The 17,565-nt window shown below is 70.5% G+C and carries 17 protein-coding genes; 11 read left to right on the top strand and 6 right to left on the bottom strand.

Features of this window, described 5'->3' with window-relative positions:
• Positions 1-14: 14 nt before the first annotated feature.
• The gene (locus ACWD04_RS28140) at positions 15-1,550 is read right to left on the bottom strand and encodes an ATP-dependent DNA ligase (protein WP_451136543.1); all 1,536 of its coding nucleotides are present in this window, start codon (positions 1,548-1,550) and stop codon (positions 15-17) included.
• 54 nt (positions 1,551-1,604) lie between these two features.
• Entirely contained in the window at positions 1,605-2,396 is a 792-nt protein-coding gene (locus ACWD04_RS28145; RefSeq protein WP_451136544.1) for a metal-dependent hydrolase, read from the bottom strand.
• A 156-nt stretch (positions 2,397-2,552) separates the two neighbouring features.
• On the opposite strand from ACWD04_RS28145, the gene ACWD04_RS28150 reads away from it, so the two are divergent.
• Both ACWD04_RS28150 and ACWD04_RS28155 read left to right on the top strand, forming a co-directional pair.
• Positions 2,553-5,066, top strand: coding sequence for a DEAD/DEAH box helicase (locus ACWD04_RS28150; RefSeq protein WP_451136545.1), 2,514 nt, complete (start codon positions 2,553-2,555; stop codon positions 5,064-5,066).
• A 34-nt stretch (positions 5,067-5,100) separates the two neighbouring features.
• Complete coding sequence (locus ACWD04_RS28155) at positions 5,101-5,976, top strand: acyl-CoA thioesterase (RefSeq protein ID WP_451136546.1); 876 nt, start codon at positions 5,101-5,103, stop codon at positions 5,974-5,976.
• 11 nt (positions 5,977-5,987) lie between these two features.
• Here the strand turns inward: ACWD04_RS28155 and ACWD04_RS28160 are convergent, their stop codons facing one another.
• Complete coding sequence (locus ACWD04_RS28160; RefSeq protein WP_451136547.1) at positions 5,988-6,218, bottom strand: DUF6011 domain-containing protein; 231 nt, start codon at positions 6,216-6,218, stop codon at positions 5,988-5,990.
• Positions 6,219-6,265: 47 nt separating this feature from the next.
• On the opposite strand from ACWD04_RS28160, the gene ACWD04_RS28165 reads away from it, so the two are divergent.
• The 4 genes from ACWD04_RS28165 to ACWD04_RS28180 all read left to right on the top strand — a co-directional run bounded on the left by ACWD04_RS28165 (position 6,266) and on the right by ACWD04_RS28180 (position 11,317).
• Positions 6,266-6,958: a hypothetical protein gene (locus ACWD04_RS28165; protein WP_451136548.1), complete on the top strand. Its 693-nt coding sequence runs from the start codon at positions 6,266-6,268 to the stop codon at positions 6,956-6,958.
• A gap of 391 nt (positions 6,959-7,349) precedes the next feature.
• Positions 7,350-8,306: a DUF389 domain-containing protein gene (locus tag ACWD04_RS28170; RefSeq protein WP_451136549.1), complete on the top strand. Its 957-nt coding sequence runs from the start codon at positions 7,350-7,352 to the stop codon at positions 8,304-8,306.
• A gap of 115 nt (positions 8,307-8,421) precedes the next feature.
• The gene (locus tag ACWD04_RS28175; RefSeq protein WP_451136550.1) at positions 8,422-9,852 is read left to right on the top strand and encodes a DUF2252 domain-containing protein; all 1,431 of its coding nucleotides are present in this window, start codon (positions 8,422-8,424) and stop codon (positions 9,850-9,852) included.
• 130 nt (positions 9,853-9,982) lie between these two features.
• Entirely contained in the window at positions 9,983-11,317 is a 1,335-nt protein-coding gene (locus ACWD04_RS28180) for a chloride channel protein (protein ID WP_451136551.1), read from the top strand.
• On the opposite strand, the gene ACWD04_RS28185 is transcribed toward ACWD04_RS28180, so the two are convergent.
• Entirely contained in the window at positions 11,271-11,702 is a 432-nt protein-coding gene (locus tag ACWD04_RS28185) for a DUF7144 family membrane protein (RefSeq protein WP_451136552.1), read from the bottom strand. The two genes, ACWD04_RS28180 and ACWD04_RS28185, sit on opposite strands and share 47 nt — an antisense overlap.
• Before the next feature lie 155 nt (positions 11,703-11,857).
• Here ACWD04_RS28185 and ACWD04_RS28190 point away from each other — a divergent pair, with 155 nt between their 5' ends.
• The 3 genes from ACWD04_RS28190 to ACWD04_RS28200 are packed head-to-tail and all read left to right on the top strand — an operon-like array spanning position 11,858 to position 13,515.
• Positions 11,858-12,424, top strand: a complete 567-nt coding sequence (locus ACWD04_RS28190) for a helix-turn-helix domain-containing protein (protein ID WP_451136596.1) — start codon at positions 11,858-11,860, stop codon at positions 12,422-12,424.
• 19 nt (positions 12,425-12,443) lie between these two features.
• Positions 12,444-12,995 carry a GNAT family N-acetyltransferase gene (locus ACWD04_RS28195; protein ID WP_451136553.1) on the top strand — a complete coding sequence of 184 codons (552 nt, stop codon included), beginning with the start codon at positions 12,444-12,446 and terminating at the stop codon, positions 12,993-12,995.
• Positions 12,996-13,026: 31 nt separating this feature from the next.
• Complete coding sequence (locus ACWD04_RS28200; RefSeq protein WP_451136554.1) at positions 13,027-13,515, top strand: glutathione peroxidase; 489 nt, start codon at positions 13,027-13,029, stop codon at positions 13,513-13,515.
• Positions 13,516-13,571: 56 nt separating this feature from the next.
• Here the strand turns inward: ACWD04_RS28200 and ACWD04_RS28205 are convergent, their stop codons facing one another.
• A complete protein-coding gene (locus tag ACWD04_RS28205) occupies positions 13,572-14,798 on the bottom strand; it encodes an acyl-CoA dehydrogenase family protein (RefSeq protein WP_451136555.1) in 1,227 nt (408 codons plus the stop codon).
• A gap of 184 nt (positions 14,799-14,982) precedes the next feature.
• Here ACWD04_RS28205 and ACWD04_RS28210 point away from each other — a divergent pair, with 184 nt between their 5' ends.
• Positions 14,983-15,633, top strand: coding sequence for a TetR family transcriptional regulator (locus tag ACWD04_RS28210; protein ID WP_451136556.1), 651 nt, complete (start codon positions 14,983-14,985; stop codon positions 15,631-15,633).
• A gap of 14 nt (positions 15,634-15,647) precedes the next feature.
• Here ACWD04_RS28210 and def read toward each other — a convergent pair whose 3' ends face one another.
• Complete coding sequence (gene def, locus ACWD04_RS28215; protein ID WP_451136557.1) at positions 15,648-16,199, bottom strand: peptide deformylase; 552 nt, start codon at positions 16,197-16,199, stop codon at positions 15,648-15,650.
• Positions 16,200-16,313: 114 nt separating this feature from the next.
• On the opposite strand from def, the gene ACWD04_RS28220 reads away from it, so the two are divergent.
• On the top strand, positions 16,314-17,552 hold the full coding sequence (locus ACWD04_RS28220; RefSeq protein ID WP_358679713.1) for a Mur ligase family protein: 1,239 nt from the start codon (positions 16,314-16,316) through the stop codon (positions 17,550-17,552).
• The last annotated feature ends 13 nt before the right edge of the window (positions 17,553-17,565 follow it).

The following is a 17,565-nucleotide window of genomic DNA, read 5'->3' on the forward strand; positions in this document are numbered from 1 at the left end:
GGCGGGGGCCGGAGTCATGTCCGGCGGGAGAGCACCGTCTCGACCGTGTCTGCCTCCTGGGCCCGCTTGTCCTCGCGGTAGCGCAGGACCCGGGCGAACCGCAGGGTGACACCCGTCGGGTAGCGGGTGGAGCTCTGGAGTCCGTCGTAGGCGATCTCCACGACGAGTTCCGGGCGCACCGTCACCACGTGTCCGTCGTCTCCGGTGGCCAGATCCCGCAGGCGTTCGGTCTGCCAGGTGAGCATGGCGTCGGTGAGCCCCTTGAAGGTCTTGCCCAGCATCGCGAACGTGCCGTCCTCCCTGCGTGCCCCCAGATGCAGGTTGGAAAGCTTTCCCGTGCGTCTGCCGTGGCCCCATTCGGCGGCCAGCACAACGAGGTCCAGGGTGTGCACCGGCTTCACCTTCAGCCAGGAGGCACCCCTACGGCCCGCGCTGTACGCCGCCGTACCTCCCTTGACCACGACGCCCTCGTGCCCCCGGGCCAGCGTGGCCTCGGAGAACGCCAGCGCGGCCGCACGCTGCGACTCGTCCGTGGAGTCCTCCACGACGAAGCGCCGTACGCGCATCGGCTCGGGCACCAGCTCGGCCAGCTCCCGGTGGCGTTCGGCGAAGGGGAGGTCGAGGAGGTCACGTCCGTCGACGGACAGCACGTCGAAGAAGACGGGGAGCACGGGAACGGCACCGGCCGCGGTGGCGACGTCGCGCCGGGATCCCACCCGGCCGGCGGTCTCCTGGAACGGCCGGGGCCTCCCGTCGGCCCCGAGCGCGATCACCTCGCCGTCCAGAATGAACCGGTCTGCACGGAAGCCGGCCACCACCGCGGCGAGTTCGGGGAGCCGGTCCGTGATGTCGTCGAGCGTGCGGGTGTAGGCGCGCACCCGCGGCCCGTCCCGGTGCACCTGGACGCGGATACCGTCCAGCTTCTCCTCGACGACGCAGGACCCCAGCCGGTCGATCGCCTCGGCCACCGAGCGGGCGGTGTGCGCCAGCATGGGCTGGACCGGGCGGCCGACGGTGAGCCGGAAGGAGGCGAGCGCCCCCGGGCCCTCGGCGAGCAGCGCACGGGCGACGGGCCCGAGCGCACCGGCGAGCATGACGGCGCGGCGCACTTCGGCGCGCGGGGCTCCGGCGGCGTCGGCCAGGGCGTCGACGGCGACGGCGTCCAGCGCTCCCTGGCGTACTTCTCCGGTGAGCAGTCCGCGCAGAAAGTACTGTTCGTCCGCAGTGGCGGCGCCGAGCAGCCGCACCAGGCGCTCCTTGCGGGCGGACTGCGAGCCCGTGCCGGTCAGGGCGCCGATCGCGGTCAGCTCCGCGTTCGTCTCGGCCACGGTCAGTGTGGGTTCGTCGGCGGGCGCCACCGGAACGCGCAGAGCGCTCCAGCCGATCCCGAGCCGCCCCTGCGGGAGGTGGCCGGCGAGATAGGGGATGACGACCGGGACGTCGTCCGGCCCCGCCTCCCGGAAGAGTCCGGCCAGCAGGGCGGTCTTCCGGGTCCGGGCCGTCGTCGCGGCGACCTCCAGGGACACGTGGGCGAGCCGGGCGAGCAGCATGCCGCCCATGGTGCTACGGCCGCGCGCTCACCGCCCCCGGAGAGCGCCCGGGCGTCATATGACGTTGAGCGCCGCCGCGCCGCTCAGCCCCCCGACGATCATGAAGGCGGGCATCAGCACCTTGAGCTCCACCCAGCTGCCGGCCCGGAAACGCATGGCCTTCGGCGGCCCGATCGGATACCAGCGCTTGCGGCCCAGCGGGATCGGCCACAGGATCGGGCAGCCCGAGACCGTCAGTGCGTCCCCGATGTCGTGGACGAGGGCGCCGAGCACGATCGGGAGTCCGAGCCAGAGGTACTCCTGGCCGGGTGCGCCGAACAACCAGTCCGAACCGTTGCCGGGCTGGTCCAGCACTCCCGCCAGGATCCAGGCGCTGGTCGCGCCGAGCAGCCATACAAGGACGTCGCTGGACACCCTGGCGGCCCGCCACAGGAGCCCCTCGACCGCGAGGACGAGGTGGACGAAGAGGATCGCCAGGACCGCCCACCGGCCGCCGGTGATCGCCGCGACGGAGGCGGCCCCTCCGGTCAGCACGGCCCAGAGCCAGGTGTGCGTGAGAGTGCGGTGACCGCCGGTCCTGCGCGGGTCACCGGGTCCCCTTGTCGCTTTGTAGACCGCGTACGAGAGCTTGTCGACGATCTCGCAGAGGGCCTTGGATATCGGGCCGAAGGCCCGAGAGATGGTCGCCGACTTGTGGTCGAGGTCCGGGGCGAGCGCGGCGCCGGCGGTGATCAGGGCACCCACGACCAGGACGGGCCAGGGCATCGTGTGGCCCGCGGCGGCGGCCGCGGCACCCACCCCCAGCCAGGCTGCCGCCCCTGACAGAGAGTGTGCCGGTCCCATCATGGCTTTTCCCGCCCCCATCGTGATTCGGCCGTGCGTCCGGGCCGGGCCGCCATTGTCATTGCGAGGCAGCCGAGTTGAGTGGGCAGCGTATCGTCCGTGATCTTCGCCGGATCGTCCGGTTCCCTCATCCGGGCAGGAGACAGGCAAGATGGGGGCGTGACCCTTATCGATCAGCTGCCCCCGACCGCCGACCCGGACGCCCTCTTCGAGGCCTTCTCGTCATGGACCGAATCGCAGGGCATCACCCTCTATCCGGCTCAGGAGGAGGCTCTGATCGAGGTGGTCTCCGGGGCGAACGTGATCCTTTCCACCCCCACCGGCTCCGGAAAGAGCCTGGTCGCGGCGGGGGCGCACTTCACGGCACTGGCCCAGGACAAGGTCACCTTCTACACCGCGCCGATCAAGGCGCTGGTCTCGGAGAAGTTCTTCGACCTGTGCAAGCTCTTCGGCACGGAGAACGTCGGCATGCTGACCGGCGACGCCTCGGTCAACGCCGACGCCCCGGTCATCTGCTGCACCGCCGAAGTGCTCGCCTCGATCGCGCTGCGTGACGGCAAGTACGCCGACATCGGCCAGGTCGTGATGGACGAGTTCCACTTCTACGCCGAGCAGGACCGCGGCTGGGCCTGGCAGATCCCGATCCTGGAGCTGCCGCAGGCCCAGTTCGTGCTGATGTCGGCGACGCTCGGCGATGTCGCGATGTTCGAGAAGGACCTGACGCGCCGTACCGGCCGCCCGACGTCCGTGGTGCGTTCCGCGACCCGGCCGGTACCGCTGAGTTACGAGTACCGGCTGACGCCGATCACGGAGACACTCACCGAGCTCCTGGACACCCGGCAGTCGCCCGTCTACATCGTTCACTTCACACAGGCCGCGGCCGTGGAACGGGCGCAGTCGCTGATGAGCATCAACATGTGCACGAAGGAGGAGAAGGAAAAGATCGCCGACCTGATCGGCAGCTTCCGCTTCACCACCAAGTTCGGCCAGAACCTCTCCCGCTACGTGCGGCACGGGATCGGAGTCCACCACGCGGGCATGCTCCCCAAGTACCGTCGGCTCGTGGAGAAGCTCGCGCAGGCGGGCCTGCTGAAGGTCATCTGCGGGACGGACACGCTGGGCGTCGGCGTCAACGTGCCCATCCGCACGGTGCTGTTCACCGCTCTGACCAAGTACGACGGGGCCCGCGTGCGCACGTTGCGCGCCCGCGAGTTCCACCAGATCGCGGGCCGCGCCGGCCGGGCCGGGTTCGACACGGCGGGCTTCGTCGTCGCGCAGGCGCCCGAGCACGTCATCGAGAACGAGAAAGCCGTCAAGAAGGCGGGCGACGACCCCAAGAAGAAGCGCAAGGTGGTCCGCAAGAAGGCCCCCGAGGGCTTCGTCGCCTGGTCGGAGACGACCTTCGACAAGCTGATCCAGTCCGAACCCGAGCCGCTGACCTCCCGCTTCCGGGTCACGCACACCATGCTGCTGTCGGTGATCGCCCGTCCGGGCAACGCCTTCGCGGCGATGCGCCATCTGCTCGAGGACAACCACGAGCCGCGCCGCGCCCAGCTCCGGCACATCCGCCGGGCCATCGCCATCTACCGCTCGCTGCTCGACGGCGGTGTCGTGGAGCAGCTCGACACACCCGACGCCGAGGGCCGGATCGTACGGCTCACCGTCGACCTCCAGCAGGACTTCGCGCTCAACCAGCCGCTGTCCACGTTCGCGCTTGCCGCCTTCGACCTGCTGGACGCCGAATCCCCTTCGTACGCCCTGGACATGGTCTCCGTCGTCGAGTCGACGCTCGACGACCCGCGGCAGATTCTGGCCGCGCAGCAGAACAAGGCGCGGGGCGAGGCCGTCGGGCAGATGAAGGCGGACGGTGTCGAGTACGAGGAGCGGATGGAGCGGCTCCAGGAGGTCACGTACCCGAAGCCGCTGAGCGAGCTGCTCTGGCATGCCTATGACGTGTACCGCACGAGCCACCCGTGGGTCGGAGACCACCCCGTGTCGCCGAAGTCGGTGATCCGGGACATGTACGAACGGGCGATGACCTTCACGGAGTTCACGTCGAACTACGAGCTGGCCCGCACCGAGGGCATCGTGCTGCGCTATCTGGCGAGCGCGTACAAGGCGCTCGAGCACACCATCCCGGACGATCTGAAGTCCGAGGACCTGGAGGATCTGATCGCCTGGCTCGGCGAGATGGTGCGCCAGGTGGACTCCAGCCTGCTGGACGAGTGGGAGCAGCTGGCCAATCCTGAGGTGGAGACCGCCGAGCAGGCCCAGGAGCGGGCCGACGAGGTCAAGCCGGTGACGGCCAACGCCCGTGCCTTCCGGGTCCTGGTGCGCAACGCGATGTTCCGCCGGGTGGAGCTGGCCGCCCTGGACCGGGTCCGCGACCTGGGTGAGCTGGACGCCGACGCGGGCTGGGACGAGGACGCCTGGGGCGAGGCGATGGACGGTTACTGGGACGCGCACGAGGACCTGGGGACGGGCCCGGACGCGCGCGGCCCGAAGCTGCTGAAGATCGACGAGGACCCGGAGCACGGTCTGTGGCGGGTGTGGCAGGCCTTCGCCGACCCGGCGGGGGACCACGACTGGGGCATCCGTGCGGAGGTCGATCTCGCGGCCTCCGACCAGGAGGGCCGGGCCGTCGTCCGAGTCACGGCCGTGGGCCAGCTGTGACGGCGCACCGGCCGGGAGAGTGGAGAGGAACCGCATGACGAACCCCGCCGACAGGCTGGTCGATCTGCTCGACCTGGAGCGGATCGAGGTCAACATCTTCCGTGGCCGCAGCCCCGAGGAGTCCCTGCAACGCGTCTTCGGCGGGCAGGTCGCGGGGCAGGCTCTGGTCGCGGCCGGGCGCACCACGGACGGTGACCGTCCGGTGCACTCGCTGCACGCCTACTTCCTGCGCCCCGGCCGCCCCGGGGTGCCGATCGTCTACGACGTGGAGCGGGTGCGGGACGGCCGGTCCTTCACCACGCGCCGGGTCACGGCCGTGCAGCAGGGCCGGACGATCTTCAATCTGACGGCTTCCTTCCACCGCCCGGAGGAGGCCGGTTTCGAGCACCAGCTGCCGCCGGCCCGCGTCGTTCCGGATCCGGACGAGCTGCCGACGGTCGCCGACGAGGTGCGCGAGCACCTGGGCGGCCTGCCGGAGGCGCTGGAGCGGATGGCCCGGCGACAGCCCTTCGACATCCGCTACGTCGACCGGCTGCGCTGGACGCGTGAGGAGATCAAGGATGCCGACCCGCGCAGCGCGGTCTGGATGCGCGCGGTCGGGCCGATGGGCGACGACCCGCTCGTGCACACCTGCGCACTCACGTACGCGAGTGACATGACGCTGCTGGACGCGGTGCGTATCCCGGTCGAGCCGCTGTGGGGCCCGCGGGGCTTCGACATGGCCTCGCTGGACCACGCCATGTGGTTCCACCGGCCGTTCCGGGCGGACGAGTGGTTCCTGTACGACCAGGAGTCGCCGATCGCCACGGGCGGCCGCGGGCTGGCCAGGGGGCGGATCTACGACCGCCAGGGGCAGTTGCTGGTGTCCGTGGTGCAGGAGGGGCTGTTCCGTCGCCTCGACGTCGCATAGGCCCTCTGGGGTCAGGTGCCGGGCAGCGGGTCCTGGTCCACCTCGTGACGGCGGGTCCGGATGTCCGGGCCCGCCGGGTGCAGCTTGGCGTCGCAGGCGGGGCCGAGTCCGGTGCGTCGTGACTCCGCGCCGGTGAGTGGCCGTCCGCAGAGGGCGCACCGCACCGGGCGGCGGACCTCGCGACGGCCGGCTTCCGGTTGCGGTCCGGGGAAGAGTTCGGGATGGGGCTCGGGGGATTCCACGTACGGATCCTCTCAAGCCGGTATGACACCACGGGAGGGGCACAGCGGTGAGCAGCGTACTGAGGATGGAGCCCGCTCCACGGGACCCCGGGCCGGCGGCCGGGGGCGAAGCGTCCGCTCCGGTCGGCCACCTGGTGCGGCTCGCGGAGGGCGCGGGGCACGAGCGCGTGGCGGCGTACGTGGAGCGCGAACTGCCGTCCGGCGGGATACCCGCCTATCGGGCGGCGCGGGGCAGCGGTGCGCGCTCCTTCGTGCTGTGGGCGGACGAGCACCGCCGGGAACGGCTGGCCACCCTGGTGACCGTGTCGGCCGGTGGCGGTGTCTCGACCTACCAGGTGCTCGGAGCGCAGGGTGAGCTCATCGGTACGGTCGTCCGTGAGAAGGCACTGCGGGGCAGGGGCCTGCGCACCCGCTGGACGGTTATTCCGGCGGGCGGACAGGAGGCAGTGGGCTTCAAGGGCCGGATCCTCTGGTGGTGCGTGTGGTGGCTGCTCTCCCCGGTACAGACGTTGATCATCGTGCTGAGCCTGCTCAGCGGTGAGGGTGACGCGGCGCGCGGGCCCCGGCGCATCGTGTGGCGTGCGGGCGGGCAGGCCGTGCTGGAGTTCAGGTCGAAGGGCGACACGGTGCACCTCCGCGCGCCCGGATACGACTGGCGGCTGGGCGCGGCGCTCGTGGCCGTACTGCGCACGTTCGACAGCTGGTTGCTCGGGAACGTGTGGGACGACAAGAAGCAGTGACGGTCGGTCCCGCTGCCGGTCGAGTGCCTCGTCGAGGCAGGCTACCGGCTGCTCGTGCGGACCGAGAGCGAGGATCCGCCGGGCCGGCGCGTCGGTGGGCAGAGGTACTGCCGTCCGCGCGGAGCAGCGCTACCGCCCTCGGTCGCAGGACAGCCGAGGAGGTCGACAGCGACTTCGTGTGCCGCTGCGGGGAATCGAAGCGCGGAGCGGTGATCCAGTCGGCCCTTGCGTGCTCCGACACCAGCGCGCCGTTCTGCAGGTCGCCCCCCAGGCCGTGCGCCGCTGTGGGAAGGTACCGGTCCATGACCGTCCGATCTTCGTCATTCCACCTGGACAGCCACTATCCGTCACACGCCTGCCGACCGCTTCCCCCGTCCCGCGGAGGTGCCGCGTGGACATGATCCATGTCCGCGCCGTCAGCCCGCCGGACCTCACCGACCGGGTCGAGGAGCTCCTCGCCGATGACCCGTACGTCCTGAACCTGATCGTGCAGCGGGATGCCGTGCGCAACCCCGACGGCGACTCCGTCGCGTGCGACGTGCTGCCGGGGGCCGCGAACGAGGTCCTTCGCGGCCTGCGGGATCTTCAGGTCGACCGCCGGGGCTCCGTCGTCGTCGAGCCGGTCGACATGGCGTTCGCGGGGCAGGCCTCGGAGCGGGCCACGCGCAAGCTCGGAGTGCTGGCCAACGCGCCGGTCTGGGAACAGGTGGAAGCGCGTATCAGGTCCGAGGCGAGGTATCCGCCGAGCTTCTACCTGTACCTGGTCATCGCCGGCCTCATCGGCTCGGTGGGCATCGTGACCAACTCCCAGATCCTGATCGTGGGGGCCATGGTCGTCGGGCCCGAGTACGGAGCGATCGTCTCCGTGGCGCTGGGCATCGACCGGAGGGACCGGGCCACAGTACGCAGAGGGCTGTCCGCTCTGTGCTCGGGCCTTCTGCTGACGATCGCGGTCACCTTCCTGTTCAGCCTGCTCATCCGCGGGTTCGGTCTTCAGTCGGAGGCGTTCGACAAAGGGCTGCGGCCCGTCTCCGACCTGATCAACACCCCTAACTTCTTCTCCGTCGCCGTAGCGACCCTGGCCGGCGTCGTCGGCATCGTGTCGCTGACCGAGGCCCGCACGAGTGCCCTCCTCGGGGTGTTCATCTCCGTCACGACCATCCCGGCGGCTGCGGCCATCAGCGTCTCCACCGCCTTCGCCAGCTGGTCCGAGGCGCGGGGTTCCCTCGTCCAGCTCCTGGTCAACATCGTGGTGCTCATCGTGGTGGGCGCGGGCGCGCTCAGGTGCCAGCGGGCGATCTGGCGGCGCGCGGGCCTGGGCCGGGCCAGGTACGGGGGACAGGCCTGAGGCCGCACGGCGCCATTTGCCCCCGGACCGGTCCGAGCGGCCGGAACCGGGCCGACCCGGGATGATGTAGGACAGGGCCGCCCCCACGGCCCCGCACGCCGTCAGGAGGGCCGCCATGCCCCAGGAACGCACCTCACCGCTCCGTGCCGTGCCGGGCGCGACACCGCAGGAACGGGCCGCCCTCGGCCGGGCGGCCCGCAGGCGGACCCCCCGGTCCAGCCAGGGTGTGTACGAGTCACCGGCGGACCGCCCGGACCCACTGACCGTCCTGGAGACCCAGTCGGCGGCCCGGGTACCCGAGCTCGTGCCGATCCGCTACGGACGGATGACGGAGTCCCCGTTCCGCTTCTACCGGGGTGCTGCGGCGATCATGGCCACCGACCTCGCCGGTACGCCGGACTCCGGGATCCGGGCGCAGCTGTGCGGTGACGCCCATCTGCTGAACTTCAGACTGCTCGCCTCCCCTGAACGCCATCTGCTGTTCGACATCAACGACTTCGACGAGACGCTGCCCGGCCCGTGGGAGTGGGATGTCAAGCGACTGGCGGCGAGTCTCGTCATCGCGGGGCGCGCGAACGGCTTCTCGGACAAGGAGCGGGGGCGCATCGTACGGGCCACGGTGCGGTCGTACCGGGAGGCCATGATCCGGTTCGCGGACATGCGCAATCTCGATGTCTGGTACACGCGGACCGATGTGGACCATCTCCGGGCCGTCGCCGCCGACAGGCTGGCTCCCCAGGGCCGCAGGCGTCTGGCCAGGGCGACCGAGAAGGCCCGCACCCGGGACAGTCTGCAGGCCTTCGACAGACTCACCGAGGTTGCCGACGGGCGGTTCCGGATAGCCGCCGACCCACCCCTGCTCGTCCCCCTGAAGGACCTGCTGCCCGGCCCGCAACGCGGCGTGGTGGAGGCGCAGCTGGGGAAGCTGATCCGGCAGTACGGCCACAGCCTGCCGTCGGACCGCAGAGCGCTGCTCGCCGACTACCGTCCGGCCGACATGGCGCGCAAGGTCGTGGGCGTGGGCAGTGTCGGAACACGGTGCTGGATCATCCTGCTGCAGGGCAGGGACGAAGGGGACCCGCTCTTCCTGCAGGCCAAGGAAGCCGACATCTCCGTGCTCGCACCGTTCGCGGGGCCGAGCGCGTACCGGAACCAGGGCGAGCGCGTGGTGGCGGGCCAGCGCCTGATGCAGGCGGCGGGCGACATCTTCCTCGGCTGGCAGCGGGTGGACGGGATCGACGGGAAGCGCCGGGACTTCTACGTACGCCAGCTGCGCGACTGGAAGGGCGTCGCCGAGCCGGAACAGATGGTGCCGCGCGGCATGGGCGCCTTCGGCGAGGTGTGCGGGACGACTCTGGCACGTGCCCACGCGCGGTCCGGGGACCGGATCGCCATCGCCGCCTACCTGGGGCGCGGTGACGTGTTCGACCGGGCGCTGGAGTCGTTCGCCGAGCTGTACGCCGACCGGAACGAGCGGGATCACCGGGCACTGGTCGACGCGGTGGCGGCGGGCCGCCTTCCCGCAGCCGGGGCGGACGCACGGTAGCGGGCCCTCGAATCGTCACGCCTCAGCAGCGGGTACATCACGGACAGAACGCTACATCGTGGTATCACCGTGGAGATCCCGGCGGAACAGCGTGTTGCGGCCGGGACCCGACACTGAGGAGAGCATGACGATGTCGGCCGAACCCGGCGCCGCCCCTGGGACCGGACACCCTGATCCTCTCGCCGTGGTGCGCACCCGGGGGTACGCAATTCTTCTGATCACGGTGGCGGTCCTCGGAGTCCCCATCTCCGCGGCCGCGTTCGGCTTCCTGGCGCTCGTGCACGAACTCCAGTCGCTGACCTACGAGGATGCGCCCCGGACTCTGGGGTTCGACGGCACGCCTCCGTGGTGGCCGGTACCCCTGCTCGCCCTGGCCGGCCTGCTGACCGGACTGACCGTCCGCCACCTGCCGGGAAAGGGCGGGCACAACCCGGCGGAGGGCATGTCGCACGCGGGACCACCGGCAGCGGTGGAACTTCCCGGTATCGCACTCGCCGCGCTGGCCTCACTGGGACTGGGCGCGGTTCTCGGACCGGAGGCACCACTCATCGCCCTCGGCGGCGGGCTGGCCGTGTACGCGGTGCGCCTGGTCAAGCCCGGCATCGAGCCGAGCGCGGGCGCCATGGTGGCGGCCGCCGGGAGCTTCGCCGCCGTCAGCGCCCTGCTGGGCTCGCCCCTCCTGGGCGCCTTCCTGTTGATGGAGGCGTCCGGACTCGCCGGGATGATGCTCGGCCTCGTGCTCGTGCCGGGGCTGCTCGCCTCCGGCATCGGCTCGCTCATCTTCATCGGCCTGGGATCGTGGACCGGCCTGGGGACATACTCCCTGACCCTCCCTCACGTACCGCACGCACCCCAGCCCACACTTGCCGAGTTCGGCTGGGCCATCGCTCTCGGAGCCGCGGCGGCCCTCGCGGGCACGGGCATCAGGAGGCTTTCCCTGGCCTTGCAGGAGCGAGTCGGGCAGAGGCAGGTGACCGCGACCGTCGTGATGGGTCTCGCCGTCGGCGTACTCGCGCTGCTCTACGCCGAGAGCACGGGCAGGAACGCGTCCGAGGTGCTGTACTCGGGCCAGAACGCCCTCGGCGGTCTGCTCGCCGAGGACGCCACGTATGCGGCCGGAACGCTCATCGTGCTGATCATCTGCAAGGCGCTCGCGTACTCCGCTTCCTTGAGCACCTTCCGAGGCGGCCCCATCTTCCCGTCGATGTTCCTGGGAGCGGCGGGCGGGCTGGCCCTGTCACATCTGCCCGGCCTGAACGCCACGTCTGGCTTCGCGATGGGCATCGGGGCCATGTGCGTGGCGATGCTCAGACTGCCGATGACATCGGTGCTGCTCGCCACGCTGCTGCTGGGATCCGAGGGCGTCACCGTCATGCCGCTCGTGATCGTCTCCGTGGTGGTCTCCTACGCCCTCGTGCTCAGGCTCGAGCGTCCCGATGCGGCCCCGAGCACAGGGCCCAGATGACGAAGACGTTGATCGCGATGAGGACGAGGGACCAGAACGGGTAGTACGGCAGCCACAGGAAGTTGGCGACGGCCAGGAGTCCGGCGAGCAGGACACCGACGGCGCGCGCCCAGAGGGCTCCGCTGAACAGGGCGCAGCCTGCGAGGACGACCACGATCCCCAGGATGAGGTGCACCCAGCCCCAGCCGGTCAGGCTGAACTGGAACACGTAGTTGCGTGTGGAGACGAACAGGTCGTCCTTGGCGATGGCCGCGATGCCTTCGAAGATGGCCATGGCTCCACCGAAGATCATCATCACCGCCGCGAAGACGGTCCAGCCGGACTGGGCTCCGCGCCCGCCGACGGTGTCGTGCCCCGCTTTCGTTCCGCTCGCACTTCCAGCCATGTCGGCCTCCTCGGTTGTCCAGCCGATGAGCGACTCGAACGACTCGCTTTGCGGCTTATGCTCCGTTTCAGCCTGACACGGCATCACCCGACCGGCACACCGGACCACCCTGACTCACCTCTCCGATCCGAGATAGAATCCCGAATACGAGAGAGCTGGAGGGAGCGGACTCCGTCGACGCCCGGCTCGCGGCCCGGCTGGGCGCGCTCCGCGACGAACACGGCTGGTCGCTGGACGAGCTGTCCCGGCGCGCCGGAGTGAGCCGCTCGACCCTGTCGCGCCTGGAGCGTGGCGAACTGAGCCCCACCACCACGGTGCTCGGACAGCTGTGCACGGTGTACGGGCGGACGATGTCGCGGCTGCTGACGGAGGTGGAGGCCGAGCCGCCACAGCTGGTTCGGGCCGCACGGCAGCCGGTATGGCGGGACGAGCGGTCCGGGTTCGTACGCCGCTCCGTCTCACCGCCGCACGTTGGACTGCGTGCCGAGGTCATCGAAGGCACACTCGACGCGGGCGCCGACATCTCCTACGAGAACGCGTCCGTGCCCGGCTTGGAGCAGCACATCTGGGTACTCGAGGGCACGGTCGAGATCACCGTCGAGCGGACCGCGCACACCGTGGGCGAGGGCGACTGTCTGCGCTTCCGGCTGCACGGCCCCTCACACTTCCACTGCCCGGGCCCGCGACGGGTCCGCTACGCCTTGATGATCGTCCTGCCGTGAATGTGAGAGGACCCGCTTCATGACCGAGATCGTCCCCGTGTCCGGCCCCGAACTGGTCACGTACGCCGATGAGCTCGCCGCCCTGCTGATCGAGGCCGTGGAGGGCGGAGCCTCGGTCGGATTCCTCGCCCCGCTGGACCGGGCGACGGCCGCCATCTGGTGGCGGGAGCGGGCCGCCGCAGTCGAAGCGGGAGACCAACAGGTGTGGATCGCCCGGGACGACCAGCGGGTGGCCGGCACCATCGGGCTGGTCAAGGCGGCCCTGCCCAACGCTTACCACCGCGCGGAGATCTCGAAGCTCATGGTCAGGCCCTCCGCCCGCGGCCGGGGAGTCGGCCGGGCTCTTCTCGCGGCGGCCGAACAGTCCGCTGCCGACCAGGGGCTGACACTGCTGGTCCTGGACACCGAGACGGGAAGCGACGCCGAGCGCCTCTACTGCTCGGCGGGCTGGACGCCGTGCGGCTCCGTCCCGGACTACGCGGCGGACCCGTACGGCACGCTCAAGGCGACCACGCTCTACTACCGGCTCCTCGGCCCGCGGGAGGCTTCCCCGCAGGAACCGTCACAATGAGAACGACGGCACGCCAACAAGGAGATATCACATGACCCTGCACGACATCCCGCTCCACACCCTCACCGGCGAACCGACCACGCTGGGGGCCTACGAGGGCTCTGCGGTCCTGCTGGTGAACGTCGCCTCCAAGTGCGGGCTCACTCCGCAGTACGCCGGCCTGGAAAGGCTTCAGAAGGAGTACGGAGGCCGCGGTTTCACCGTGCTCGGGGTGCCCTGCAACCAGTTCGCCGGTCAGGAGCCGGGCACCGCCGAGGAGATCCAGACGTTCTGCTCGACGACGTACGGGGTCAGCTTCCCGCTGCTGGAGAAGATCGACGTCAACGGCGAGAACCGGCACCCGCTGTACACGGAGCTGACCAAGCTCGACGACGCCGAGGGCGTTGCCGGGGACGTCCAGTGGAATTTCGAGAAGTTCCTGATCTCCCCGGCAGGTGAGCCGGTCGCCCGGATCCGCCCCCGCACCGAGCCCGAGGCGCCCGAGGTCGTGGCGGCCATCGAGGCGCAACTGCCTCGGTAGCGGGACGGACAGTACGCGGGGCCGGGCCGGCGTACGGTCCGGCCCCGCCCTCGTCACTAGCGGATCGGCATCCCCGACAGGGTGCGGGCGATGACCAGGCGCTGGATCTCGCTCGTGCCCTCGAAGATGGTGTAGATCGCGGCGTCCCGGTGCATGCGCTCGACCGGGTACTCACGGGTGAAGCCGTTGCCGCCGAGAATCTGCACGGCCTGGGCGGTGACCGTCTTCGCCGTCTCGCTCGCGTAGAGCTTCGACATCGAGCCCTCGGCCGCCGTGAACGGCTTGCCGGCGCTCGCCATCCAGGAGGCGCGCCAGACCAGCAACCGTGCGGCGTCGATCTGCGTACGCATGTCGGCCAGCTGGAAGGCGATTCCCTGGTTGTCGATGATCGGGCGGCCGAACTGGGTCCGCGTCCTGGCGTAGTCGAGCGCGACCTCGTAGGCGGCGCGGGCGGTGCCGACCGCCATCGCTCCGACGGCCGGGCGGGACGCCTCGAAGGTGGCCATCGCCGCGTTCTTCACGCGCTCGCCACCCGTCTTGGCGCGCTCGCGGGCCCGGGCGAGGCGCTCATCGAGCTTCTCCTTGCCGCCGAGCAGGCAGTGGCCGGGGATGCGGACGTCCTCGAGGACGACCTCGGCCGTGTGCGAGGCGCGGATGCCGTGCTTCTTGAACTTCTGCCCCTGCGAGAGGCCGGGGGTGGCCGGCGGGACGATGAAGGAGGCGTGACCCTTCGAGCCCAGCTCGGGGTCGACGACGGCGACGACGACGTGGACGTTGGCGATACCGCCGTTGGTCGCCCAGGTCTTGGTGCCGTTGAGCACCCACTCGTCCTTGACCTCGTCGTAGACCGCACGTGTACGCATCGAGGCCACGTCCGAGCCGGCGTCCGGCTCGGAGGAGCAGAAGGCGGCGACCTTCACGTCGGACGCGTCGCCGTACATCTGGGGGATCCAGGTGCCGATCTGCTCCTCGGTGCCGTTGGCGAGGACGCCGACGGCCGCCAGACCCGTACCGACGATCGACAGGGCGATTCCCGCGTCACCCCAGAAGAGCTCCTCCATGGCCATGGGGATGCCGAGGCCCGTAGGGTCGAAGAACTGCTGAGCGTAGAAGTCGAGGGAGTAGATGCCGACCTTAGCCGCCTCCTGGATGACGGGCCAGGGCGTCTCCTCACGCTCGTCCCACTCGGAAGCAGCCGGCCGGATCACCTCGGCGGCGAATCCGTGCAGCCAGTCACGGATCTGCTTCTGGTCGTCGTTGAGCTCGAGCGTGAACTCGGCCATGGTTACCTCCATGCACTTCCGGATAAACCCGTTACTAGCGGTAACAACAGTCTGTTACCAGCAAGTAGCTTCTGTCAACCGGTCACCTACGGATCCGCGTGTGACAGAGCAGGGTGTTACGTTGCCCGAGACCGACGAGATCGCAGGGATCGCAGGACAGCCGGGTGGGGCGGGAGAGTACGACATGGAGACCACGCGAGGGGCCGAACGGCAGCGCACATCGGCCGAACGTCGCCGTCGGGAGCTGCTGGAGGCCGCGGACCGAGTGGTGCTCAGGGACGGCCCCAAGGCGTCCATGAACGCGATCGCCTCGGAGGCCGGGATCACCAAGCCCATCCTCTACCGGCACTTCGGCGACAAGGGCGGGCTCTACCGCGCGCTCGCCGAGCGGCACACCGATGCCCTGCTGAGCGCCCTGCGGGCCGCGCTCGACGCACCATCCGAGCGGCGCGAACGGGTCGAGTCGACCCTGGACACCTACCTCGCGGCGATCGAGGCGCGTCCGCAGGTCTACCGCTTCCTGATGCACCCGTCCGACGACGCGGCCCCCGCACCCGAGCAGGGCTTCGACGTCGGCCGGCACTCGGCACCGCTCCTGCGCCGCCTCGGGGAGGAGCTGGGCAAGGTGATAGCGGAGCGGGTCGATCTCGGCCCCGACAGCCAGCAGATGGCCCGCATCTGGGGCCACGGTATCGTCGGCATGATGCACGCGGCGGGCGACTGGTGGCTCGGTGACCGCCCGTGTTCGCGCGAGCAGCTGGTACGCAGCCTCGCCGACCTGCTGTGGGGCAGACTGGCCGAAGCGGGCGACCTGCCGGGCGGCCCGGGGTTCTGAGGGCACCGCCCGGCTCAGTCGGCGGCCGTGCGCCCCCACGGCGCCCGCCGCGCAGCGCGCAGCGCCCTGGCGCGGCGCAGTCCCGTGAGCCGGTCCGGGTAGATCAGGCCGTCGAGATGGTCGCACTCGTGCTGCAGGCAGCGGGCGAACCAGCCGGTGCCGGTGATCCGCACCGGGTCCCCGGTCACGGTCCGGCCCTCGACCACCGTGTGGTCGAAGCGCGGGGTGCCCGCTTCCAGGCCCGGAAGTGAAAGGCACCCCTCCGGTCCGCGTACGGTGATCCCGTCGGCCTCGACGAGTACGGGGTTGACGAGATGGCCGAGGTGCCGGACCTCGTCGTCGTCCGGGCAGTCGAAGACGAACACCTTCAGCGGCACGCCGATCTGGTTCGCGGCGAGCCCGACGCCGTTCGCGGCGTACATGGTGGCGAACATGTCGTCGACCAAGCGGGCGAGCGACGGCCCGAAGTCGGTGACGTCGCCGCAGGGGCCGTGGAGCGCCGGGTCACCGAACAGGCTCAAGGCACGAACGCGTCCGGAACTGCCGGGGATCGGGCGGTTTCGCATGGGGAGAAGCGTACGTTCCACGTGACCTCCACGTTCCCCGTGGTGCCGAGGTGCGGTCGTCGTGCCGGACATCGATAGGCTGGGTGCGGACTTACGCAAGGAGGATCTAGGACGATGGCAGGCAACACGGAGCCGTTGTCGCCGCGGGCCAAGCTCGCCGTGACGGCGGGCAAGGCCGCGGCGGCGGTGTCGCGCGCTGCGGGGCGCGGCAGCGGATCGGTGATCGGCGGCCGGGTGGCGCTCAAGCTCGACCCCGACCTGCTCGGGCGGCTGGCGCAGCACCTGGATGTGATCCTCGTGTCCGCGACGAACGGCAAGACGACCACCACCCGGCTGATCGCCGAGGCACTCCGGGCCGCTGGGCCCGTCGTGTCGAACGCGCTCGGCGCCAACATGCCGGCGGGGATCACCTCCGCGCTGGCCGGCGGCTCGGACGCGAAGTACGGCGTGATCGAGGTCGACGAGAAGTACCTCGCCGGCGTCGCACGCGACACGACGCCGAAGGTGATCGCGCTGCTCAACCTCTCGCGCGACCAGCTGGACCGCGCCGCGGAGACCCGGATGCTGGCCGAGAAGTGGCGTGAGGGCCTGTCGGGCTCCAAGGCCGTGATCGTGGCCAACGCCGACGACCCGCTGATCGTCTGGGCAGCTTCCTCCTCCCCCAATGTGGTGTGGGTGGCGGCGGGGCAGGCGTGGAAGGACGACGCCTGGTCCTGCCCGTCCTGCGGCGGTGTGATGCAGCGCCCCGGTGACGACTGGTTCTGCGGCGAGTGCGGTTTCCGCCGCCCCGCTCCGAGCTGGGCGCTGAACGGCGACTACGTCCTGGACCCGCACGGTTCCGCGTGGCCGATCCACCTCCAGCTGCCGGGCCGGGCCAACAAGGCCAACGCCACGAGCTCGGCCGCCGTGGCCGCGGTCTTCGGCGTGCCGCCGCAGGTCGCCCTGGAGCGCATGTACCAGGTGCAGGCCGTGGCAGGCCGCTACGACGTCGTCAGCTTCCTCGGCCGTGAGCTCCGGCTCCTGCTGGCGAAGAACCCGGCGGGCTGGCTCGAAACGTTTTCCCTGATCGATCCGCCGCCCACTCCGGTGATCCTCTCGGTGAACGCCCGGGGCGCCGACGGCACGGACACTTCCTGGCTGTGGGACGTCGACTACACCCAGCTCTACGGTCACCCGATCTTCGTGCTCGGCGACCGCAAGCTGGACCTCGCGGTCCGGCTCGAGGTGGCCGGACTCGACTTCCGTGTCTGCGAGAACCTGGACGAGGCCGTCCAGATGGCTCCGCCCGGACGCATCGAGGTCATCGCCAACTACACCGCCTTCCAGGATCTGCGCCGTCGTGTCGGCAACTGACCCCCGCGCGGGC

It is taken from the genome of Streptomyces sp. NPDC002911, from assembly GCF_053591835.1.